This is a genomic window from Arenimonas composti TR7-09 = DSM 18010 (genome assembly GCF_000426365.1).
GTDB lineage: Bacteria > Pseudomonadota > Gammaproteobacteria > Xanthomonadales > Xanthomonadaceae > Arenimonas > Arenimonas composti.
In genome coordinates this window covers 479,981-503,021 of sequence record NZ_AUFF01000003.1, presented here as the reverse complement: position 1 = coordinate 503,021, position 23,041 = coordinate 479,981, and the positions used below count along the sequence as shown (strand labels likewise).

Below are 23,041 nucleotides of genomic sequence, written 5' to 3'. Positions count from 1 at the left end.
TCACCGATGAAGTCCGTTTCCACCCTGCTGCTCGCCGGCCTGATGAACCCGGCCGCCGCGGCCGCGCACGAAACCCCGTTCGCGATCGCCACCGGCTGCCAGGACGCCCCGCTCGAACAGACCCTGCTGGCGGCATCGGCGCCGCTGTCGGCCGCCAGCTTCCGCATCGCCAGGCTGCCCGATGGCGCACGCGAACCGGCGCTGGCGGTGATGCTCGACCGCGGCTTCCGCCGCGACCTCGGCGGCCCGGAGCAGCCGCTGCTGGTGCTCACCGCCGTCGGCGGCCGCGAGCGCAGCTGCATCGTGCGCCTGTCGGTGAACGACTGCCCGCAGGCCGCGGCCGTCTACGACCGCCTTCGCGGCGAGTCGATCCCGCTCGGCTTCGACATGGAGACGCCGGGCAACACCCTCGTGCTGCACGCGACCACCTATCGGCTCGAGTTCCTCGACGGCCAGGGCAACCACAACACCTGGCGCTACGCCGGCATCGCGCATCCGCTGGCGACGGTGATCGATGAGTCGATGGCGGCCCTTGAGTCCTGCCTCGCCCCGGCGCGGGCCGCCTACGAAGGCCGGTGAGCCGCGACCCTGGCGCTGTCGACACCTTCCCGTTTCACGCCAGCACTGCCCCGCCTCAGTCGACCAGGTCCAGCAGCCGCGCCCGCTCCACCGCATGCCGCCGCGTCCCCGCGCCGAGCTTCGCGAACACGTTCTTCAGGTGCCACTTGATGGTCTCGGCGCTGACGTCGAGGGCGCGGGCGATCGACTTGTTCGACAGGCCGCGGCCGAGCAGGCGCAGGATCTCGGCTTCCTTGGCGGTCAGCAGGCCGGCGCGCGCCGGGGCCCGCGCCACGGTCGGGGCGGCGCCGGCGGCCGCCTCGGCCGCCTCGGAAGTCGTCGCCGCATACGCCGCGTAGGCGCCCCAAGCCGCGGCCCGCGCGCCGTTGCGTCCGCTGCCGTTCTCGGCCGGCAGCAGCTCCCGCGCCAGCGCCACTGCCGCCGGATGCGCCTCGGCGAACACCCGGCCGACGCCGCCGATCGCCGCCAGCCCGCGTGCCTCCGCAAGCAGCCGCGCCGCCGCCTCGCGATCGCCGTCGGCCCCCAGCAGCGCCCGCAGCACGAGGATCGTCAGCGCGTCGCGGCCACGCCGCCAGCGCGTCGCCAGCGCATCGGCGCGGGCGAGTTCGCGCGTGGCGGCGGCGTGGTCGGCATTCGCGTACGCGGCCAGCGCCCGCGCCAGCGCCGCCGCCAGGTGCGCCTGCGCGCTCAGCGGCGCGTCGGGTTCGGGCGGGATCGCGGCGAGGAAGCGGTCGAGGGTCGCGACCAGCCGCGTCGCGGTTTCGGCACGGCCGGCGTGCGCGTGCAGGCGGATCTGTTCGGTCAGCGCGTGCAGGCGCAGCCGCGGCAGGCCGCGGCGCTGGCCGACCGCTTCCAGGCTGGCGATCAGGGTCAGGGCCCGGCGCTCGTCGCCGCGGGCGGCGGCGGCGCGGATCAGCGCGCGGTAGGCGGCGAGCACGAGATCGGGCATCGCGTTCTCGACCACGTCGAGGCGATCGGCGAGCACCGCCTCGACGCCGTCGCCGTCGCCGGCCTCACCGAGGGTCGCCGCGCGCACTGCCGCGAGGATCGCGGCGACGGTGCCGCGGCGGCCGTCCTCGCGTTCGGCGCGCGCCAGCGCCGGCTTCAGCAGCGCCTCGGCGTGCCGCGGCTCGGCGTCGGCGAGGTGGCGCAGCGCCGCCATCGCGGTCGCGAACGCGTTCGCCAGCCGCAGCGAACCGCCGCTGCCGAAGCCGAGCACCTGCGCGACCAGCGCCCGCACCCGCGCGCTGTCGCCGGCATGCAGCGCGAGGAAGGCCTGGCCGTTGAGCGGCGCGACCGCGAACAGCGGATCGTCGATCGGCACGTTCGCGCGCGGGAAGCGCGCCAGCAGCGTCGGCAGCAGGTCGATGCGGTCGGCGTAGATCGCGGCGCCGCCGGCCACCCGCAGCGCCGCCATCACCTGGCTCGGCGAGGCGCGCGGATCCCCGGCCACCGCCAATGCATGTCGCAAGGCCTCGGCATGGCCGTCGCCGAGTGCATGGATCCAGCCGGCGACCAGCGCCAGCGTCGCGTCGGCGGCGAGCGTCTCGCCGGGCAGCCGCGCCAGCCAGCCGGTGGCCTCGTCGAGGCGGCCGTGGGTGCCGAGCGACCACAGGGCCCGGATCGCCAGCCGGGTCGCGGCCGCCTCGTCGCCGGCGGCCAGCGCGTGCTGCGCCGCTTCGTGCAATAGACCGGCCGCCTCGCAGGCCGCGGCGGCGCGCGCGTGCAGGCTCGTCCGCTCCTGCGCCGGCAACTCGTCGAAGCGCGCCAGCAGGAAGTCGCGCGCCAGCGGATGCAGGTGGTAGCGGTCGTCGTCCTCGTTGCGCGCGAGGATCGGCGAATGCCGCAGCAGTGCGTCGAGATGGAGGCCGGCTTCGGGATCGCCGGTCACCGCCCGGCACAGCTCGACGGTCGGGTGGGCGAGGATCGCCGCCCGCACCAGGAAGGCGTAGGCCGGCGGCGCCAGCCAGCCCGGCAGCGACTCGAGGAAATAGCTCTGCAGGTGCCCGCGGCGGGCGGAGATCCGGCGCACCGCGGCGGCGAGGTCGGCCTCGTGCTCGATCGCCGCGACCGCCAGCTGCAGGCCGAGCGGCCAGCCCTCGGCGAGGTCCTGCAGGCGCGTCGCCTCGGCCAGCGTCAGGCGGCTGCCGAGGCGGCGCTGCAGCACTTCCAGTGCTTCCCCGGGGCGCAGACGCAGATCGTCGGTGCCGACCACCACCGCATGCCCGTGCGCCGCGAGTTCGGCGGTGCGCAGCGCCGGTGGTTCGCGCGAACCGAGCACGATGCGCAGGTTGCCCGGCGCGTTCAGCAGCAGGTACTGCAGTGGCCCGTGCAGGGTCGCCGCCGGCAGCCGTTCGGCCTGGTCGATCATCAGCACGGTCTCGGCGCCGGTGCGCGCGACTTCGGCGAGCAGGCCGGTCAGCACATGCATCGCCCGGCCGCCGCCGTCGTCGTCCCCACTTCCGGCGCGGCCGATCGCCGCGCGCACCGCGAAACGGGCGGCGCGGGCGAAGCGCAGGGGTTCGTCCTCGCCGTCGGCGTCGAGCCAGGCCACCTGGGCGCCCTTCTCCAGCCAGCGCCGCCGCCACTGCAGCAGCAGCGTCGACTTGCCGAAACCGGCGGGCGCGACCACGAATACCGCGGTGCTCTCGCGCACGTCGTCGCGCACCCGCACCAGCCGCTCGCGCAGCAGCGCCGCCCGCGGCACCCGTGGCGGCGTGGACTTCAGCGTGAACTCGGCGTCGGACATCGGTCGCGGGTGGGGTGGTGTGGGTGGGCGAGGGGGCGGCGCTCCATCCTCCGCCGACGCGCCGGCCTTGGCGAGCCGGCGTCCGCGGGCCCGGGGCTGCCGCGGCGATTGTCCGTCGCGGCCGCCGCGGCGCCGCGACCGCCCCCCCTCCCCGGGGGGGGATTCGCGGCGCCCGGACTGCTCCACTCGCCGTCGACGCCGGCCCCGGGGATGGGGCCGCGACGAACGGGGAGAACCACCATGCTTTCGAGGAAGAACACGCTCGCCGCCGTGCTCGCCGCGGCGCTGCTGGCCGGCGCCGGGGCCGCCGCCGCGGCGGAAGGCGAGCGCAGCGCCAGCGACCGCGCCGCCGCCGACCGCGCCCGCGGCCTTCTGGCGGCCCATCCGCAGGCGCTCGGTGCCGGTGGCGCCGACACCTGGTCGCTGCGCGACGTGATCGTCGACGCCGACGGCAGCGAACACGTGCGCTTCGACCGCCGCTGGCAGGGCCTGCCGGTGATCGGCGGCGACATCGTCGTGCACTCGCGCGACGGCGTCCTGCGCGATGTTTCCGCGACGCTGGCGGCGCCGCTGGCGTTGTCGGCCAAGCCCGGCATCGGCGCCGACCTCGCCCGCGGCCGCGCCCTCGCCGCCACCGGTGCCGGCTTCGTCGCCGGGGCGCCGCAACTGGTCGTCCATGCACGCGGTGGCCAGCCGCCGCGGCTGGCCTGGCAGGTGCCGGCCAGCGGCGGCGAGCAGGAACTGGTGCTGATCGTCGATGCCCATTCCGGTGCGCTGCTCGACCGCTGGAGCGCGCGCCACACCGCCTCCGCGACCGGCAGTGCGCGCACCCTGTATTCCGGCGAAGTGACGCTGCGGACCCGGCTCGCGCAGGGCGTGTATTCGCTGCGCGATCCGAAACGCGGCGGCATGGAGACCATCGACGGCTCCAACAGCCGCACCTCGGGCAGCCTGTACACCGATGCCGACAACGTCTGGGGCGACTTCAGCACCGACGACCCGGCCACCGTCGCCACCGACGCCCAGTACGGCGCCGCGATGACCTGGGACTACTTCAAGAAGCGCTTCGGCCGCCTCGGTATCGCCGGCGACGGCGTCGGCGCGCGCAGCCGCGTGCACTACGGCCGCAACTACATGAACGCGTTCTGGAACGACGCCTGTTTCTGCATGACCTACGGCGACGGCGACGGCGTTTTCATCGGGCCGCTGGTGTCGCTGGACATCGCCGCGCACGAGATGAGCCACGGCGTCACCTCGCGCACCGCCGGGCTGATCTATTCCGGCGAGTCCGGCGCCCTCAACGAAGCCACCTCCGACATCTTCGCGGCGATGGTCGAGTTCCATGCGAACAATCCGGTCGACCCGCCGGACTACATGATCGGCGAGCAGATCGTGCTCGCGAACGTGCCCGGCAGCCCCGACCAGCTGGCGCTGCGCTACCTGTTCGACCCGGCCGCCGACGGCGTGTCGCGCAACTGCTGGTCGGCGGACGTCGCGGACCTCGACGTGCACCTGTCGTCGGGCATCGGCAACCGCTTCTTCTATCTGCTCGCCGAGGGCAGCGGCGCCCGCACCTATGCCGGCGTCGACCACAAGGCGCGCACCTGCGACGGCACGAAGGTGAAGGGCATCGGCCGCAACCGCGCCGCGCAGATCTGGTACCGCGCGTTGACCGTCTACTTCACCTCCGACACCGACTACGCCGGCGCCCGGGTCGCGACGCTGCAGGCCGCCGCCGACCTGTACGGCGACGACTCCAGGGAAGTCGCCGCCGTCGCCGAGGCCTGGAACGCCGTCGCCGTTCCCTGAGCCGCCGCTCCGCGCCCGTCCGCCACCGTCCAGGAATTCCGATGACCGCCATCCGTTCTTCCCGCCGGGCCGCGCCCGTGCGTCTTCCCGCCGTCGCGCCGGTCGCGCGCGCGGTCCGCAATGCCCTCGCCGTGTCGACGCTGGCGCTGGCCCTCGCCGCGCAGGCCGGGGCCGCACCCTCGACCGCCGGCGCGCCGGTGAACGTCGTGGCGCCGTCGCCCCCGCCGGCGATCCACGACCCGAGCCTGGTGGCCGAACCGGCACCCGGCGCGACCCCGCAGGCGGTGGCCACCGCGGTCGGCCTGCTCGAAATCGGCCCCGACGCGATCGTCCACACCGATGCCGACATCGCCGCGGTCGCTGCCGCCGATGCCGCCTATGCCTACGCCGTCGTCGCGATCGCCGACCCGAGCGGCATCGGCCTGCTGGTCAACGGCGGTGACCTCCTGGCCGATGCCCGTGCCGGCGACGGCGACGCGCTGGCGATCGGCAGCTACGTGTTCGCCGAGATCGCCTCGGTGTTCAACGACGGCAGCACGACGGCCGCCGCGTCCGCGGTGAACGGCGACGCCAGCGCCACCGCCGTCCAGGTGCAGTCGTCCTACGGCTGGGTCGAGAACGCCGGCAGCCTGGGCGCCACCGCGGTCGCCGAATACGGGGACGCCAGCGCCACCGGCGCCGACCTCTACGGTTTCCAGGGCGGCACCATCGACAACCTCGGCAACGTGTCGGTCGCCGCGATCGCGACCGGCGGCGATGCCGACGCGACCGGTCTGCAGGTCATCGGTGTCGTCGGTTCGGCCTATGCCTACAACCGCGGCGAGGTCGTCGTGGCCGCGACCGGTGACGCCGCGCGCGCCACCGGCGTCGCCGCGGCCTCGCTGTATTACGGCCACGGCGTGGTGGTGAACAGCGGCGATGTCGTCGCGAGCGCGACCGGCGGCATCGCCGGCTACGGCGAGGTCGAGGCGACCGCGGTCGGCCTGTACGGCTTCGCGCTGGCCTATTCGTCGGTCGTGCTCAACGGCGGCGACGTGCGCGCGGTGGCGACGGCGACGGCGCCGATGAATCCGGTCGACGGCTTTCTGCGCGCCGAGGCGATGGGCATCGGCGCGATCAACGTCTACGGCGTCTTCGACACCGTGGCCGACAACGACGGCGACGTGACCGCGCTGGCCACGGTCAGCACCGGCTTCGCGACCGCCTGGGGCGTCGCCGCGCGCTCGTCGGGCTTCTACGGCGGCGAGGTCGTGGTCGGCAACGACGGCGCCATCGCCGCCGCGGCCTACGCCGACATCGGCGTCGCCGAGGCCACCGGCGTCTACGCTCGCAACGACTTCGCCGGCATCGACGTCGTCAACCGCGGCGACGTGCTGGCGATCGCCGACACCCGGCGCGGCGTGGTGAACGTGTCGGTGAACTACGCGACCGCCACCGGCGTGCTCGCCGCCTCGTTCTACGGCGACACCCACGTGGACAACCACGGCGACATCACCGCGATCGCGCGCTCCTACGGCGCCATCAACGAGGCCACCGGCGTCTCGCTGCAGGGCGCGTCCGCCGCGCTGTACAACGCCGCCGGCGCGACCATCAGCGCGCTCGCCGACGCCGAGCGCTTCGGCCTCGGCCGCGCCACCGGCGTGCTCGCCAGCGGCACCTACTACGCCGGCGTGACCAACCTCGGCACGGTGATCGCCCAGGGCACCGCCCGCAGCTTCCTCGAGAGCGAATACGCCGGGTTCTACGGTGCCGGCAGCGTGCTCGGCATCGGCGCGATCGCCAACTTCCAGGGTGACGCCGCGATCAGCAACCACGGCGACGTCTTCGCGATCGCCGCCGCCGACGAGGTGTTCGACTTCTTCCAGGGCGGCGCCGGCGCGGTCGGCGTGCATGCCTACGCGAAGTACGACGCCAGCGTGGTCAACACCGGCCGCATCGTCGCCACCGCCGACACCGAGTTCGGCATCGCCAGCGCCTACGGCGCGGTCGGCGAGGGCAAGTACAATACCGACGTGGTGAACCAGGGCGAGGTGTTCGCGATCGCCACCGCCGGCAGCGACGCCGCCAGCGCCTACGGCGGCCGCGCGGTGGCGATGGGCCTGAAGGTCTTCCATTCCGACCACGCGCTGATTCACAACGACGGCCTCGTGGTCGCCCAGGCGATCGTCACCGGCGAGGCGCGCAACGACGCCCCGGCGATCGCCTCGAGCTGGGGCGCCGAGATCGGCTACAACTCGAACGTGCTCGACGGCGTCATCGACAACGCCGGCCGCATCGAGTCCTACGCCCGCGCCGACTTCGGTTACGCGACGGCCTACGGCAGCTTCGTCTTCGCCGGCTACGAGGCGGTGACCGTCAACAGCGGCGACATCGTCGCGGTCGCCGACGCGCTGCAGGGCGATGCCTGGGCGGTCGGCGCGTTCGCCTACGCCCGCCACGCGCAGTACTACGTGCCCTGCGACGCCGACGGCTGCGACTGGGGCAACGGCTGGTTCACCACCGACGGCGGCATCACCACGCTGGACAACGACGGCAGCATCGCCGCGGTCGCCGCTGCCGACGGCGGCCGCGCCAACGCCTACGGCGCCGCCCAGCTCGGTGCCTACGGCGCCGGCATCGTCAACCGCGGCGACCTCTTCGCCGGCGCCAGCGGCGACGTCGCGCATGCGGTCGGCGCCCTGGCCAACAGCAGCGACGGTGACGCCGGCCTCGACAACCGCGGCGCCATCGCCGCCCGCGCCGAGGGTGCGACGGCGAGCGCGATCGGCGTCCACCTGCTGGCGGGCGGCGACGTCACTGCGTTCAACACCGGCACGATCGTCGCCACGGCCTACGGCGCCGACGCCAGCGCCACCGCGCTGACGGTCGCCAGCGGCGGTCTCGCGACGCTGGATAACCGCGGCAGCGTCGCCGCGTTCGGCGACGGCGCACGGATCGCGATCGACACCTCGGCGGCGGCGGCCTCGCAGCTGCGCAACGCCGGCGTACTGCTCGGCGCGGTGCGCGGCGGCGACGGCGACGACGTGCTGGTGAACGCCGCCGACGGCACCTGGTTCGCGCTCGGCCAGTCCGACTTCGGTGCCGGCGGCAACCGCGTCGACAATGCCGGCCGGGTGGTCGTGCGCGGCGGCGACATCGGTATCGACCTCGGCGGCGGCCGCTTCACGAATACCGGCATTCTCGACCTGCTCGACGGCGCTACCGGCGACCGCCTGCGCATCGGCGGCGACTTCGCCGGCAGCGGCCACCTGCGCGTGGACGCGAACGCCGTCAGCGGCGCCGCCGACCACCTGCACATCACCGGCGACATCGCCGCCGGCAGCGTGACCACCCTCGACGTGAATCTGCTGGCGCGGCCGGAAGCGGCGGACTTCGCGATCGAGCTGGTGCGCGTCGACGGCGTCTCCACCGCCGGCAACTTCGCCCTCGGCGACGTCGGCTGGCAGTCGGCACTGGTGACGCTGGACTTCGACCTGCGTGCGCAGATCGCCGGCACCGGCGCCGACGTGTTCTCGCTGGGCGTGCGCGTCGACGGCCTGACCGGCGTCGGCGAGCAGTTCGCGGCGCTGCTGCCGGGCGTCGCGACCCTGGTCGAGGCGCAGGGCGGCAGCTGGCGGCAGCGGATGGGCCACGTCGCCGCGGAAGGGCGGCCGGCGCCGGCGTTGTGGCTGCGCACCTACACCGACAGCGGCGATGTCAGTGCGGCGCACCACGGCTTCGGCGCCGCCGATATCGACTTCCACCAGCGCACGAACGGCCAGGAGCTCGGCATCGACTTCGCGCTGACGCCGCGGCTGTCGGTCGGTCTGCTCGGCGGCCGCAGCCGCGCGAGCCAGGACGTCGGTGGCGGCCGCAACCGCTTCCGCGCCGACACCGTCGGCCTGTACGCCACCTGGCAGGGCGAGGGCGGCGTTTACCTCGACCTGTCGCAGCGCTGGAGCCAGGTCGACGTGCGCCTGCGCCTGCCCGGTGGCGACCTCGCCACCGACGTCGACGCCGCCAGCAGCCACCTCGAGCTCGGCTACCGCGGCTGGCATCTCGGCGGCATCGTCGTGAGCCCGCAGCTGCAGCTGACGCATACCCGCATCGACGGGCTGCCGAGCCTGGCCTGGGCCGGCTCCGACTTCACCGCCAGCGGCGGCGAGGCCAACCGCGCCCGCGTCGGCCTGGGCTTCGAACACGAATTCGAAGCCGGCGGCTTCACGCTGGCGCCGTACGCGACGCTGGCGGCGGTGCATGTGTTCGACGACGGCCAGCGCCACGTCATCAACGGCGGCATCGTCGGCGAGACCTCGCTCGACGGCACTTCGGCGCTGCTCGAACTCGGCCTCGGTGCCCGCCGCGGCGGCCTCGCGCTCGGCGCCGGCCTGGCCTGGAACGATGGCGGCGCTCGCGACGGCTTCGTCGCCGCCCAGCTCACGCTGCGCTACGCCTGGTAAGGCTTTCCCCGGGGGCACGCTCGCGACGCCCGGACCCGACGACCGGGTGATGCGTGCCCCCTTTTTCTTCGACCGAAGCGGATGAACGCCGATCGAAACGTCGATCGAAGGGGGTGCGGGCGATGTTGATGACGGCGCTGGTATGCGGCGTCGTGCGGGGGCTCCTCGCAGTGGCTGCCCGGCGCCGGCGGCGGCAGACCCCGGATTCCTGACACGGAAGATCAGGTACACGCCGATCTGTCCCTGATCCGCGCGCCGGACGCCGCCGCCACCCGCCCGCGGTTCTGGCACACTCGCCCCGACCCGCCGGCGTCCGGCGACGGGCCGCGTCGGGCTCACCGGACGTGCGCAGCGAGGGGGTTTGGCATGCGGCCGACCGATATCGCGGATCCCGCGGTCTTCCACCGGGTCGTCGACTGCCAGTGGGCCTGCCCGGCCCACACCCCCGTCCCCGAATACATCCGCCTGATCGCCGCCGGCCGTTACGCCGACGCCTATGTCGTCAACTGGAACAGCAACGTGTTCCCGGGAATCCTCGGGCGCACCTGCGATCGCCCCTGCGAGCCGGCCTGCCGGCGCGGCCGCGTCGAGGAGGGCAATGGCGAGAAGCCCGAACCGGTGGCGATCTGCCGGCTCAAGCGCGTCGCCGCCGACCACAAGGGCGACGTGCGCGCGCGGATGCCGAAGCCGGCCGAACGCCGCAACGGCCGGCGCATCGCCTGCGTCGGCGCCGGCCCGGCCTCGCTGACGGTGGCGCGCGACCTCGCGCCGCTCGGTTACGAGGTCGTCGTGTTCGAGGCCGACGCCAGGGCCGGCGGCTTCATGCGCACGCAGGTGCCGCGTTTCCGGCTGCCGGAGGCCGTGATCGACGAGGAGGTCGGCTACGTGCTCGACCTCGGCGTCGATTTCCGCGGCGGCACCCGCATCGCATCGATGCGCGCGCTGCTCGCCGAGGGATTCGACGCCGTGTTCGTCGGCTGCGGCGCGCCGCGCGGCCGCGACCTCGATCTGCCCGGACGGCAGGAAGCGGCGGCGCACATCCACCTCGGCATCGACTGGCTGGCCAGCGTGTATTTCGGCCACGTCACCCGGGTCGCGAAGCGGGTGATCGTGCTCGGCGGCGGCAACACCGCGATGGACTGCTGCCGCAGCGCGCGCCGGCTCGGCGGCGAGGAAGTGAAGGTGATCGTGCGCTCGGGCTTCGACGAGATGAAGGCCAGCCCGTGGGAGAAGGAGGACGCGATGCACGAGGGCATCCCGATCCTCGACTGCCGGGTGCCGAAGGCCTTCGTGCACGAGAACGGCGTGCTGACCGGCATGCTGTTCGAGAAGGTGAAGTCGGTGCGCGACGAACGCGGCCGCCGCCAGCTCGTGCCGACCGGCGAGCCCGACGAATTCCATGCCTGCGGCGAGGTGCTGGTCGCGGTCGGGCAGGAGAACGCCTTCCCGTGGATCGAGCGCGACCTCGGCATCGATTTCGACCAGTGGGGCATGCCGGTCGTCGATCCGCGCACCCACCAGAGCACGCGCCCGGAGGTGCTGTTCGGCGGCGACGCCGCCTTCGGGCCGAAGAACATCATCTGGGCGGTGGCGCACGGGCACGAGGCGGCGCTGTCGATCGACGCGCTGCTGTCCGGCCGCGACCCGCAACTGCGGCCGCTGCCCGAGGTGTCGCTGCAGGCGCAGAAGATGGGCATCCACGAATGGGCCTACGACAACGACGTCTCCCTCGACGAGCGCCACAAGGTGCCGTGGGTGGCGCCGGACCTGGCGCTGGCGAGCATCGCCCGGGAAGTGGAGCTGGGCTTCGATGCGCAGACCGCGTGGAAGGAGGCGCAGCGCTGCCTGAACTGCGACGTGCAGACGGTGTTCCTGCGCGAGCGCTGCATCGAATGCGACGCCTGCGTCGACATCTGCCCGATGGACTGCCTGAGCTTCACCGGCAACGGCGAGGAGGCCGACCTGCGCCCGCGCCTGACCGCGCCGGCGCTGAACATGGAGCAGCCGCTGTACGTCTCCGACCGCCTGAAGACCGGGCGGGTGATGGTCAAGGACGAGGACGTCTGCCTGCACTGCGGCCTGTGCGCCGAGCGCTGCCCGACCGGCGCCTGGGAGATGCAGAAGTTCCTGCTGCAGACCGCGAAGGCCTGCGGCGCCCGCGGGGCCGCCGCATGAACCGCGCCGCCGTGATGCCGATCGCCGCGGTGAACGACTTCGTCGTCAAGTTCGCCAACGTCAACGGTTCGGGTTCGGCCTCGGCGAACGAGCTGTTCGCGAAAGCCATCCTGCGCATGGGCGTGCCGGTGAGCCCGCGCAACATCTTCCCGTCGAACATCCAGGGACTGCCGACCTGGTACGAGGTGCGCGTCAGCGAGGCCGGCTGGCTCGGCCGCCGCGGCGGCATCGACCTGATGGTGGCGATGAACCCGCAGACCTGGGACGCCGACGTCGCCGAACTGTCGCCCGGCGGTTACCTGTTCCACGACAGCACGCGGCCGCTGCCGCCCGGCAGGCTGCGCGACGACATCGTGCCGCTGGGCATGCCGCTGACCGCGATCTGCAACGCGCACTACGCCGACCCGCGGCAGCGGCAGCTGTTCAAGAACATCCTGTACGTCGGCGCGCTGGCGCAGCTGCTCGGCATCGACGCCGACGTGCTCGACGCCCTGGTCGCCGAGCAGTACCGCAGCAAGGCCACGCTGCTCGACGCCAATCGCGAGGCGCTGCGCATGGGCCGCGACTGGGCCGCGGCGAACCTGCCGCCGGCGCTGGGCCTGCAGCTGCGCCGCGCCGATGCGGTCGGCGAACGCATCTTCGTCGACGGCAACACCGCCGCCGCGCTCGGCTGCGTCTACGGCGGCGCCACCGTCTGCGCCTGGTATCCGATCACGCCCTCGTCCTCGCTGGCCGAGGCCTTCGAGAAGTACTGCCTGAAGTTCCGCGTCGACCCGGAAACCAAACAGAACCGCTTCGCGATCCTCCAGGCCGAGGACGAGATCGCCTCGATCGGCATGGTGGTCGGCGCCGGCTGGAACGGCGCGCGCGCGTTCACGACGACCTCGGGGCCGGGCATCTCGCTGATGAGCGAGTTCATCGGCCTGGCCTATTTCGCCGAGATCCCGGTGACGATCATCGACGTGCAGCGCGGTGGCCCCTCGACTGGGATGCCGACGCGCACCCAGCAGAGCGACCTGCTCGCCGCCGCCTACGCCTCGCACGGCGACACGAAGCACATCGTGCTGCTGCCGCAGGATCCGAACGAATGCTTCGAGTTCGCCGCCGCCGCGCTCGACCTCGCCGACCGCCTGCAGACGGTGGTGTTCGTGCTCAGCGACCTCGACATCGGCATGAACCAGCGCCTGTGCGCGCCGTTCGCCTGGGACCCGGCGCGCCGGCACGACCGCGGCAAGCTGCTGTCGCACGCCGATCTGGAAGCCGGCCGCGAGTTCGCCCGCTACAAGGACGTCGACGGCGACGGCATCCCGTACCGCACGCTGCCCGGCACGCATCCCGAACGCGGCGCCTACTTCACCCGCGGCACCTCGCGCGACCCGAAGGCACGCTATTCCGAGCGCGGCCCCGACTACGTCTACAACATGCAGCGACTGCTGCAGAAGTTCGACACCGCGCGCGACCTCGTCCCCGCCCCCATCCTCCGCCTGTCCGCCCCCCCTGTAGGAGCGCCTTCAGGCGCGACGCCTTCTGATGCAGAAGCGCCTGCAGGCGCGATGCCTCCCCCTCCTTCCAATGCCTCCGCCAACACCCGCCTCGGCGCGATCCACTACGGCTCCACCACCCCCGCGATGGACGAAGCCGTCGCCATCCTCGAATCCTCCGGCCTCCCGCTGGACACCCTGCGCATCCGCGCCTTCCCGTTCCCCGACAGCGTCCGCGACTTCGTGCTCGCGCACGAGCGCGTGTTCGTGATCGAGCAGAACCGCGACGCCCAGTTGCGCAGCCTGCTGATCAACGAATTCGACCTGGATCCGGCGCGGCTGGAGCGGGTGCTGCATTACGACGGGACGCCGATCACGGCGCGGTTCATCGTCGGGGCCATTCGGGAAAGGACTGCGTCATGACCTGGATCGCGAAACCGGCGCTGCGGCATCCGTCGCTGGCCTGCAACAAGGTCGGCTTCACCCGCCGCGACTACGAAGGCAAGATCAGCACGCTGTGCGCCGGCTGCGGCCACGACTCGATCTCGGCGGCGATCATCCAGGCCTGCTGGGAACTCGACATTCAGCCGCACCGGGTCGCGAAACTCAGCGGCATCGGCTGCAGCTCGAAGACGCCGGACTATTTCCTCGGCCAGTCGCACGGCTTCAACACCGTGCACGGGCGCATGCCGAGCGTGCTGACCGGCGCCAACCTCGCCAACCGCGAACTGCTCTACCTCGGCGTGTCCGGCGACGGCGATTCGGCCTCGATCGGCATGGGCCAGTTCGTGCACGCGCTGCGCCGCGGCGTGAACATGGCCTACATCGTCGAGAACAACGGCGTCTACGGGCTGACGAAGGGGCAGTTCAGCGCCACTGCCGACCAGGGCTCGGTCTCCAAGCGCGGCGTGGTCAATGCCGATTCGCCGATCGATCTGGTCGGGCTCGCGCTGCAGCTCGGCGCGACCTACGTCGCCCGCGGCTTCTCCGGCGACAAGCGCCAGCTGGTGCCGCTGATCAAGGGCGCGATCGCCCACCGCGGCGCCGCCTTCATCGACGTGATCAGCCCCTGCGTCGCCTTCAACAACCACGACGGCAGCACCAAGAGCTACGCCTGGGTGCGCGAGCACAACGAGGCCGTGAACCGCCTCGACGTGATCCCGCCGCGCGCCGAGATCGCCGTCGACTACGCGCCCGGCACCACCGTCGAGGTCGAACAGCACGACGGCAGCCGGCTGCGCCTGCACAAGCTCGACGCCGACCACGACCCGCGCGACCGCGTCGCCGCGATGAACCACCTCCAGGCCCGCCAGGCCCGCGGCGAAGTCGTCACCGGCCTGCTCTACGTCGACCCGCAGGCCGGCGACCTGCACGAGCACCTGCGCACGGTCGCCACGCCGCTGAACGCGCTGCGCGAGGACGTGCTGGTGCCGGGTCCCGACGTGCTCGCGAAGATCAACGCCGCCTTGCGCTGAATAACGGTGTCGGAATAACGGTGTCAGAGACAGTTCCGCGCGGAACTGTCTCTGACACCGTTCTAGTCGAGCACGACGACCGGCCCGGGCAGTCGGCAGGTGCCGCGGTGCGGAAGGGTGTCGCAGCAGGCGGGTTGCAGCGTCGCGCTCCGGGCCGCGCCGACCGGGTGCTCGCCGCAGTGCGCCCCGGCACCGGCATCGACGTACAGCACGCGCGTGGCGCGCAGGCCTTCGACGAGAACGGCGTCGTGACCGGCAGCGGCGATCTCCTCTCCTGAATCCGCCAGCAGGCGCACGCCCGGATCCGCGACCTCGATGCGTAGCAGGCGCCGGCGGTCCGGCCACGGCGCGCGCACGGTCGTGCAGCGACGAACCTCGAAGCTCAATTCGACGGCGCCGGCCGGCAGCGGCGGGCAGTCGGCCCAAGCCGCTCCCACCGCGAACAGGGCGGGGAGGGCGAGTGCGAAGGCGGCGAACATCGCGCGTGTCATCGGCATTCCTCGAGTCGGCGTCCCCGGAACGGTGCCGGGCACGGTTAACCGGAAATAACGGTGCCTGGCACCGATGATCGCACCGATGATCCGTCCATCGCCGACCGGATCGACGCGGCGACCTCGGCCATCCGCGCCGGCGTCACCCGCACCCGCTCGCGCCGCGCCGCATCGCCACTCGCATCATGCGTCGTTCCGCGCACGCGCCCGGCCGCCTCGAAACTCGCCAGCTGCGGCGGCCCGATGCCCCAGTCGCTGCCCGGCGTGCGCGGCACCACGTGGAAGTGCGGCGTTTCCTGGCCGCTGTATACGCCGTTGTTCTGGAAAGTCAGGATGCCGAGCGGTGCGAACGCGCGCTCGAGCGCCTTCGCCAGGCGCCGCGCCGCCAGCATCACCGCCCGGCATTCGTCGTCGGTGAGGGGCTCGCGTTTCCGCAGCTCGATCATCCCGGTCCCCTCCCGTTCGCGCCGAGGCCACCCTCGCAACTACGGATCGGCAACCGCCAATTCCAGCCCGGTATCACCACGCGCCACCGCCGGAATCGCGATCCGCCGCAGCGGCACGCGGCCGTTGCCGCCCCCGCACCCGGCCGCCAGCATCCATCCGACGCGACACCGGGGAACCCGCCATGAAGCTTCGAATCCTGCTGACCACGCTGGCCCTGTGGGCCCTGCTGGCACTGACCGGCCCGGCCGCCGCCGCCGCCGAGGTCGAACTGCTCGACACCTGGCCCCGCGGCGACGACGTCGTGCTCGCCGACGGCCAGAACTTCTACGTCCGCCTGCGCTACCGCAGCGACGAACCGGTCGGCATCTGGGCGCGCCCGTTCTGGCGAGGCGCCCCGGCGAACGCCGGCAGCCACCCGTCGGCGCGCTACGAAGGCGAGGGCGAGGTCGTCGGCTGGTTCTTCCTGATGGACGGCACCGCCCGCGTCGACGAGATCCGGGTGCAGGTCGGCAACGGCTACCAGGACCCGGTGCTGCTGCGGCTCCCGGTGAACGTGCGTCGCGGCAGCCCGCTGTCGACGCCGACGCCGCCCGACTGGGTCGCCGCGCTCGAGGCCGAAAACCAGCGCCGCCGCGCCGCCGGCAGCGCACCGCCGCGCGAGCCGCGCAGCCTCGGCTGGCGACTGGCGGCGGCGCCGCTGATGCTGGTCTTCGCGCTGCTCGGCACCGCTCCCGGCGCCGCGTGGCCGCTCTACGGTGTCCTGCGCTGGCGCGGGATCTGGCGCATCGCCGCGGCGCTGCCATTGGCCGCGCTCGCCTTCGTCGTGCTGCGCCTGGTCGTCGACACCTTCCGCGACCCGACCTCGCACAACCTCTGGCCCTTCGAGCTCGTGTTCTTCGACCTGCTCGCGGTCGGCTTCATGCTCGTCGTCTTCGTCGGCAAGAGCGTCTGGACACGGATGAACGCCCGCTAGCGAATCCCGCTCCCTTCGCCACGTTCGTGAGAAACTGCGCGCCGGGAATTCCGGGAGAAACAGCGGTGACCATGCTCAAGGCCATCACGGCGACCGTGCTGGGCGACCAGGAAGCGCCGGATGCGATCCCGCTGACCCTGCATCCGGGGGACGAGGTCGCGCTCGGGCGGCCGCATCCCGATCGTCCGGGCTATGTCTGGGCCGAGGACGGCCAGATCAGCGCCGGCTGGGTGCCGCTCGACGTGATCGATGCGATCGGTGACCGCGGCCGCGCCACCGCCGAATACTGCAGCGCCGAACTCACCGTCGCCGCCGGCGACCAGGTGCGGGTGATGTGGAAGGACCCCGCGCACGGCGCCTGGTGGTGCGAGGACCGCGCGAGCGAGCGCGGCTGGGTGCGCGCCGAGCTGCTCCAGCCCGACGAACCCGACTAACCCGCGCAACCCGCCCAACCCGACAACCTCTGTAGGAGCGGCTTCAGCCGCGATGCTTTCCACTTTCGCGCGTGAGCGCGAAAAGCATCGCGGCTGAAGCCGCTCCTACAGGGAGGGTTCGTGGGCATCGCGGCTGAAGCCGCTCCTACAGACGTGGATTTCACATGGCCCGCACGACACTCGATGGCCCCTCGCCACGAGTGCACGCCGTGCCACCAACCACGACGCTCGAGGTCGACGAGCATCCCGGATTCGAACGCCGCTTCCACCGCGTGCAGCGCGTGGGTTGGGCGTTACTCGTCCTGCTGGTGGCGGCGGCGCTGCTCGGGCTGACCGGCAGCCGCGGGCCGTTCGCACGCGCGATCGCCGCGGGCGACGGCGTGCTCGTCGACCATCCGCGCTTCGCGCGCCATGCCGCCGATGTCGAGATCGTCGCGACGATCGAGGCCGACAGCATCGCCGGCGACCGCCGCTTCGCGCTCGAACTGAGCGGCAGCGGCTGGCGCGACCTGCGCATGGAGACGATCGCGCCGCAGCCGCGGGCGATGCGTACCGAAGCCGATGCGCTGATCCTCGAGTTCGACGCCGGCACCGGTGATCAGGTGGTGCGGATGCACGTGCTGCCGACCGCGCCCGGCGTGACCCGCACCGGCATCGGCCTCGCCGGACGCGCACCGGCGCGGCTGCGCAGCCTGGTCTGGCCCTGAGTCCCCGGCATGGAGAGCGTGCTGCGCGCCGCCGCGGTCTACCTGTTCCTGCTGGTGGTGTTCCGCGTCGGCGGCCGCCGCACGCTCGCGGAGATGACGCCCTTCGACCTCGCGCTGGTGCTGATCGTCGCCGAAGCGGCGTCGCAGGCGCTGATCGGCGAGGACTTCTCGGTGATCAACGCCTTCGTCGTGGTCGCCACCCTGTTCGTGCTCGAGCGGTTGTTCGCGCGGGTCAAACAGCATTCGAAGGCGGCCGATCGCTGGCTCGACGGTGTGCCGACGGTGCTGGTGGACGACGGCGAGGTGCTGCAGGAGCGCCTGCAGCGTTCACATGTGGACCGCGCCGACATCCTCGAGGCGGCGCGTGCCGCGCACGGCCTCGCGAACTTCGCGCAGATCCGCTATGCGGTGCTGGAACGCGACGGCTCGATCTCGGTGATCCCGCGGGAAGATCCGCGATGAGCGCGCTGCCGCCCCCGCCGCTGCCGGCGGCGCCGAGCCTGGCGCTGTTCCTCGACATCGACGGCACCCTGGTCGAGTTCGCGGACCGGCCCGACGGCGTGCGCGTGCCGAAGCCGGCGATCACCGCGCTCGCGCATCTGCAGCGCCGGCTCGGCGGCGCGCTGGCGGTGCTCAGCGGGCGCGAGCTGGCGGCAGCCGACCGCCTGCTGGCGCCGCTGCAATTGCCCGCCGGCGCGCTGCACGGGCTGCAGCGGCGCGCGGTCGACGGCACGCTGACGACGACGGCGCCGCCGCCGCTGGTCGCCGGCCGCGTCGACGCCGCCTGCCGCGCCGGCGCCGCCGCGCTCGACGGCGTGTTCGTCGAGGCCAAGGCCGGCATCGGCTTCGCCCTGCATTACCGCGGCGCGCCGGCGCAGGCCGAGGCGGTGCGCGCGCTCGCCGCCGAGATCGCCGCGACCGCCGACGGCCATTACCTGGTGCAGCACGGTGACTGCGTCGCCGAACTCAAGCCGGTCGGCCAGGACAAGGGCAGTGCGCTGGCCGCGTTGATGCAGACCTCGCCGTTCCGCGGCCGGGTGCCGATGATGATCGGCGACGACCTCACCGACGAGCCGGCCTTCGTCGCCGCGCGCGAACTCGGCGGCCACGCGGTGATCGTCGGCGGCCGCCGGCCGACGGTGGCGACGCACGCGCTGGCATCGCCCACCGCGGTCCGCGCCTGGCTGGCGGCGATGGCGACCGCGCGCGGCTCGGGGGTGCCGGCATGAACCGCTCGCTCGACCTCGGCGTGATCGGCAACGGCGGCTGCGCCGCGCTGGTCGACGGTCGCGGCCGCATCGTCTGGAGCTGCCTGCCGGCCTTCGACGGCGACCCGGTGTTCTGTGCGCTGCTGCAGCCGGTGCACCACGACGGCGGCTATTTCGCGGTCGAGCTCGAGGACCTCGTCGACAGCCGCCAGCGCTACGAGGGCAATACCGCGGTGCTGGTCACCGAACTGCACGACGCCCACGGCGGCATCGTCGAGATCACCGACTTCTGCCCGCGCTTCAAGCAGTACGGCCGGGTCTACCACCCGGTGGCGATCGGCCGCCGCGTGCGCCCGCTCGCCGGGTCGCCGCGCGTGCGCATCCGCCTGCGTCCGCTCGCCGACTGGGGCGGGCGCGTGCCCGAGCGCACCGTCGGCAGCAACCATGTGCGCTTCCTGCTCGACGGCTGGACGCTGCGCCTGAGCACCGACCTGCAGTTGCCGCTGCTGCTCGGCGAGCACCCGTTCGTGCTCGACCGCGAGCTGCACCTGATGCTCGGGCCGGACGAGACGATCGCGCAGAACCTCGGCGCCTTCTACCGCGACCACCTCGCGCAGACGCGCGACTACTGGCACGAGTGGGTGCGCTTCCTGGCGATCCCGGTGGAATGGCAGGACGCGGTGATCCGCGCCGCCATCACCCTGAAGCTGTGCCAGTACGAGGGCAGCGGCGGCATCGTCGCGGCGATGACGACCTCGATCCCGGAACACGCCGATTCCGGGCGCAACTGGGACTACCGCTACTGCTGGCTGCGCGACGCCACCTTCGTGGTGCGGGCACTGAACCGGCTCGGGGCGACGCGCAGCATGGAGGAGTACATCCGCTACGTCGTCAATCTCGCCGCCGGCCGCGACGCGCTGGCGCCGCTGTACGGCATCCACTACGAGACCGAGCTGCACGAGCGCACCGTCGAAACGCTCGCCGGTTACCGCGGCATGGGCCCGGTGCGCGTCGGCAACGATGCCTGGCGACAGGTGCAGCACGACGCCTACGGCAGCGTGGTCCTGGCCGCCTCGCAGTCCTTCTTCGACCACCGCCTGCGCGCCCGCGGCGACGCCACGATGTACGCGCGCCTGCGGCCGATGGGCGAGGCCGCCGCGCGCTTCTGGAACGTGCCCGATGCCGGCCTGTGGGAATACCGCGGCCGCGCCCGCGTGCACACCTATTCGAGCGTGATGTGCTGGGCGGCCTGCGACCGCCTCGCGCGCATCGCCGGCCACCTCGGGCTGCAGGACGAGGCGGCGCACTGGCGGCCGCAGGCCGCGTCGATCCGCGAGGCGATCCTGCAGCGGGCCTGGAGCGAGCGCCGACGGTCCTTCGTCGAGGCGGCGGAGGATGATCGCCTCGACGCCAGCGCGCTGCTGTTCGCCGACCTCGGTTTCGTCGCCGCCGACGACCCGCGTTTCGTCGCCACCGTCGACACCATCGGTCGCGCGCTGCGCCGTGGCTCGACCCTGCTGCGCTACGACGAGGCCGACGACTTCGGCACCCCGGCGACCGCGTTCAACGTCTGCACGTTCTGGTACATCGACGCACTCGCCGCGGTCGGCCGCGAGGACGAGGCGCGCGAGCTCTTCGAAGGCATGCTGGCGCGGCGCAATCCGCTCGGCCTGCTCAGCGAGGACATCGAGCCGGAGACCGGCGAACCCTGGGGCAACTTCCCGCAGACCTATTCCCAGGTCGGGCTGATCAATGCGGCGATGCGCCTGAGCCGGCGCTGGGAGGACGTCGTATGACGACCGCCCTGCGCACGATGGCGACGACGCTGCGCCTGCAGCTGCGCTTCCTGCTGCCGCTGCTGGCGGTGCTGGTGCTCGCCGCCTGGGTGGCGGTGCCGATCCTCGACAGGCTGCAGCTGCGCTGGTTCGCGCGCGACCTCGATGCGCGCGGCGAACTGGTCGCCAATGCGCTGTCGGATTCGCTGGCCGAAGCACTGCGTTCCGGCGACCGCGCGCGGCTCGAGCGCCTGTTCGGCCGCACCGCCCTCGACGAGCGCATGTACGCGATCGGTCTGTGCGACCGCGCCGGCACCGTCGTCGGTCGCAGCGAGGCCTACCCGGCGGCGCTGGAATGCACCGAGGCGCGTGCCCGCGTCGAGGCCGGCCGCCAGCGCCTGGAGATGTTCGGCGGCCCGCTGCACATCAGCGTGCATCCGCTGCGCGGCGGCGTCGGCGAACTGGTGCTGCTGCACGATCTGGCGTTCATCGAACATCGCAGCCAGGACAGCCGCCGCCTGCTGGTGTTGTTCCTCGCCGGGCTCGGCTTCGTGCTGGCGCTGGTGACGATCGGTGTCGCGCAACTGAGCTTCCACGGCTGGGTGCGCGGCGTGCGCGCGCTGCTCGGCCGCGACGGCGACGCCGGCAACGGCAACGACATCGCGGCGGTGCTGCCGCCGGAGCTCGAGCCGCTGGCCGACGACCTGCGTGCGCGCCTGCGCGACCTCGAGGACGAGTACCGGCGCTCGCAGGGCCCGGAAGTCGCCTGGACCGCCGAACGCCTGCGCGCGTTGCTGCTGACCCAGCTGCGCGGCGACCAGGTGATCTGCGTGTCCAATCGCGAGCCGCTGATCCACGACCGCGGCGCCGACGGTGGCGTGCTCGTGAAGCGGCCGGCCAGCGGTCTGGTCACCGCGGTCGAGCCGGTGATGCAGGCCTGTTCCGGCACGTGGATCGCCCACGGCAGCGGCAGCGCCGACCGCGACATGGTCGATGCCGACGACCGCGTCGTCGTGCCCGGCGGGCAACAGGACTACTGGCTGCGCCGCATCTGGCTCACCGAGGAGGAAGAGAAGGGCTACTACTACGGCTTCGCCAACGAAGGCCTGTGGCCGCTGTGCCACGTCGCGCATGTGCGGCCGGTGTTCCGGCGCTCGGACTGGGAGGCCTACAAGGCGGTGAACCAGCGCTTCGCCGATGCGGTGGTCGCCGAGGCGCGCAGCGAGGACCCGATCGTGCTGGTGCAGGACTACCACCTGGCGCTGGTGCCGGCGATGGTGCGCGAGAAGCTGCCGCAGGCGACGATCCTGACGTTCTGGCACATCCCGTGGCCGAATCCGGAGTCGTTCGGCATTTGTCCGTGGCGGCGCGAACTGCTGCGCGGGATGCTCGGCAGCACGATCCTCGGCTTCCACACCCGCTTCCACTGCCGCAACTTCCTCGAGACCGTCGACCGCTATCTCGAGGCGCGCATCGAGCACGAGCACTCGATCATCTCGGTCGGGCGCAAGGAGACCTATGTCGAGAGCTATCCGATCTCGATCGCCTGGCCGGACGAGACCGAGAGCGCGGCCTGGCCGGCGGTCGCGGCCAGCCGCGAGGCGGTGCGGGCGCGGCTCGGGCTGCCGGAGGATGCGCGCATCGCGGTCGGGGTCGACCGCTTCGACTACACGAAAGGCATCATCGAGCGCATCAACGCGGTCGAGCGGCTGCTGGAGAAGCATCCGGAGCACCTCGGGCGCCTGGCCTTCGTGCAGGTGGCCTCGCCGACGCGCAGCGAACTCGACGAGTACCACGGCTTCCAGGACCGGGTGAAGGCGCTGGTGGCGCGGGTCAACGCGCGCTTCGGCCGCGAGGGCTGGCAGCCGGTGCACCTGCTCGCCGAACACCACGACCACGCCCAGCTGATCGAGCTCTACCGCGCCGCCGATGCCTGCGTGGTGACCAGCCTGCACGACGGCATGAACCTGGTCTGCAAGGAGTTCGTCGCCGCCCGCGACGACGAGCGCGGCGTGCTGGTGCTGAGCCGCTTCGCCGGCGCCGCCCGCGAGCTGCACGAGGCGCTGATCGTGAACCCTTACGACGTCGAGGAAACCGCCGACGCGCTGCACCGCGCGGTGACGATGTCCGAGCCCGAACAGCGCGAACGCATGGCCAGCCTGCGCACCAATGTCGCCGAGTTCAACGTCTTCCGCTGGGCCGGCCGCATGCTCGTCGACGCGGGCCGCTGGCGGCTGCGCGCCCGCGTCGAGGCGCGGCTGCGGCGGCATCGGCAACGCTGACGATGAGAAACGCGCCG

16 protein-coding genes are annotated in these 23,041 nt (G+C 72.7%); 13 read left to right on the top strand and 3 right to left on the bottom strand.

All coding sequences use genetic code 11. The annotated features are described in order from the left end of the window. Nucleotides 1-6 precede the first annotated feature (6 nt). Nucleotides 7-579, top strand: a complete 573-nt coding sequence (locus K311_RS0109115) for a hypothetical protein (RefSeq protein WP_026817049.1) — start codon at nucleotides 7-9, stop codon at nucleotides 577-579. A 55-nt stretch (nucleotides 580-634) separates the two neighbouring features. On the opposite strand, the gene K311_RS0109110 is transcribed toward K311_RS0109115, so the two are convergent. Continuing rightward, nucleotides 635-3,328: a LuxR C-terminal-related transcriptional regulator gene (locus K311_RS0109110; protein ID WP_026817048.1), complete on the bottom strand. Its 2,694-nt coding sequence runs from the start codon at nucleotides 3,326-3,328 to the stop codon at nucleotides 635-637. Between the two features lie 240 nt (nucleotides 3,329-3,568). On the opposite strand from K311_RS0109110, the gene K311_RS16250 reads away from it, so the two are divergent. The 5 genes from K311_RS16250 (at nucleotide 3,569) to K311_RS0109085 (ending at nucleotide 14,707) form a co-directional block, all read left to right on the top strand. Then, entirely contained in the window at nucleotides 3,569-5,137 is a 1,569-nt protein-coding gene (locus tag K311_RS16250) for a M4 family metallopeptidase (RefSeq protein WP_043797474.1), read from the top strand. 77 nt (nucleotides 5,138-5,214) lie between these two features. Next, entirely contained in the window at nucleotides 5,215-9,576 is a 4,362-nt protein-coding gene (locus K311_RS0109100; protein ID WP_154659503.1) for an autotransporter outer membrane beta-barrel domain-containing protein, read from the top strand. Nucleotides 9,577-9,942: 366 nt separating this feature from the next. Continuing rightward, nucleotides 9,943-11,751, top strand: a complete 1,809-nt coding sequence (locus K311_RS0109095) for an FAD-dependent oxidoreductase (RefSeq protein WP_026817046.1) — start codon at nucleotides 9,943-9,945, stop codon at nucleotides 11,749-11,751. Next, complete coding sequence (locus K311_RS0109090; RefSeq protein ID WP_026817045.1) at nucleotides 11,748-13,655, top strand: 2-oxoacid:acceptor oxidoreductase subunit alpha; 1,908 nt, start codon at nucleotides 11,748-11,750, stop codon at nucleotides 13,653-13,655. The genes K311_RS0109095 and K311_RS0109090 overlap by 4 nt, the downstream gene beginning before the upstream one ends. Beyond that, entirely contained in the window at nucleotides 13,652-14,707 is a 1,056-nt protein-coding gene (locus tag K311_RS0109085) for a 2-oxoacid:ferredoxin oxidoreductase subunit beta (RefSeq protein ID WP_026817044.1), read from the top strand. Before K311_RS0109090 ends, K311_RS0109085 begins: the two co-directional genes overlap by 4 nt. A gap of 62 nt (nucleotides 14,708-14,769) precedes the next feature. Here the strand turns inward: K311_RS0109085 and K311_RS0109080 are convergent, their stop codons facing one another. Then, nucleotides 14,770-15,204 (bottom strand): hypothetical protein, encoded by a 435-nt coding sequence (locus K311_RS0109080; protein ID WP_211223643.1) that lies wholly within the window; start codon nucleotides 15,202-15,204, stop codon nucleotides 14,770-14,772. Between the two features lie 38 nt (nucleotides 15,205-15,242). Next, complete coding sequence (locus K311_RS16245) at nucleotides 15,243-15,644, bottom strand: HIT family protein (RefSeq protein WP_043797473.1); 402 nt, start codon at nucleotides 15,642-15,644, stop codon at nucleotides 15,243-15,245. Between the two features lie 182 nt (nucleotides 15,645-15,826). Here K311_RS16245 and K311_RS16240 point away from each other — a divergent pair, with 182 nt between their 5' ends. The 7 genes from K311_RS16240 to K311_RS0109040 all read left to right on the top strand — a co-directional run bounded on the left by K311_RS16240 (nucleotide 15,827) and on the right by K311_RS0109040 (nucleotide 23,024). Then, the gene (locus K311_RS16240) at nucleotides 15,827-16,618 is read left to right on the top strand and encodes a hypothetical protein (protein ID WP_051239820.1); all 792 of its coding nucleotides are present in this window, start codon (nucleotides 15,827-15,829) and stop codon (nucleotides 16,616-16,618) included. Between the two features lie 71 nt (nucleotides 16,619-16,689). Then, nucleotides 16,690-17,052: an SH3 domain-containing protein gene (locus tag K311_RS18395; RefSeq protein ID WP_026817042.1), complete on the top strand. Its 363-nt coding sequence runs from the start codon at nucleotides 16,690-16,692 to the stop codon at nucleotides 17,050-17,052. A 164-nt stretch (nucleotides 17,053-17,216) separates the two neighbouring features. Then, nucleotides 17,217-17,759, top strand: coding sequence for a hypothetical protein (locus tag K311_RS17715; protein WP_154659501.1), 543 nt, complete (start codon nucleotides 17,217-17,219; stop codon nucleotides 17,757-17,759). A 9-nt stretch (nucleotides 17,760-17,768) separates the two neighbouring features. Next, entirely contained in the window at nucleotides 17,769-18,221 is a 453-nt protein-coding gene (locus tag K311_RS0109055) for a DUF421 domain-containing protein (protein WP_026817041.1), read from the top strand. After that, complete coding sequence (gene otsB / locus K311_RS0109050; RefSeq protein WP_051239817.1) at nucleotides 18,218-18,988, top strand: trehalose-phosphatase; 771 nt, start codon at nucleotides 18,218-18,220, stop codon at nucleotides 18,986-18,988. Before K311_RS0109055 ends, otsB begins: the two co-directional genes overlap by 4 nt. Further along, a complete protein-coding gene (locus tag K311_RS0109045) occupies nucleotides 18,985-20,763 on the top strand; it encodes a glycoside hydrolase family 15 protein (protein WP_026817039.1) in 1,779 nt (592 codons plus the stop codon). Before otsB ends, K311_RS0109045 begins: the two co-directional genes overlap by 4 nt. Continuing rightward, nucleotides 20,760-23,024, top strand: a complete 2,265-nt coding sequence (locus K311_RS0109040; RefSeq protein ID WP_026817038.1) for an alpha,alpha-trehalose-phosphate synthase (UDP-forming) — start codon at nucleotides 20,760-20,762, stop codon at nucleotides 23,022-23,024. Before K311_RS0109045 ends, K311_RS0109040 begins: the two co-directional genes overlap by 4 nt. Nucleotides 23,025-23,041: the final 17 nt, after the last annotated feature.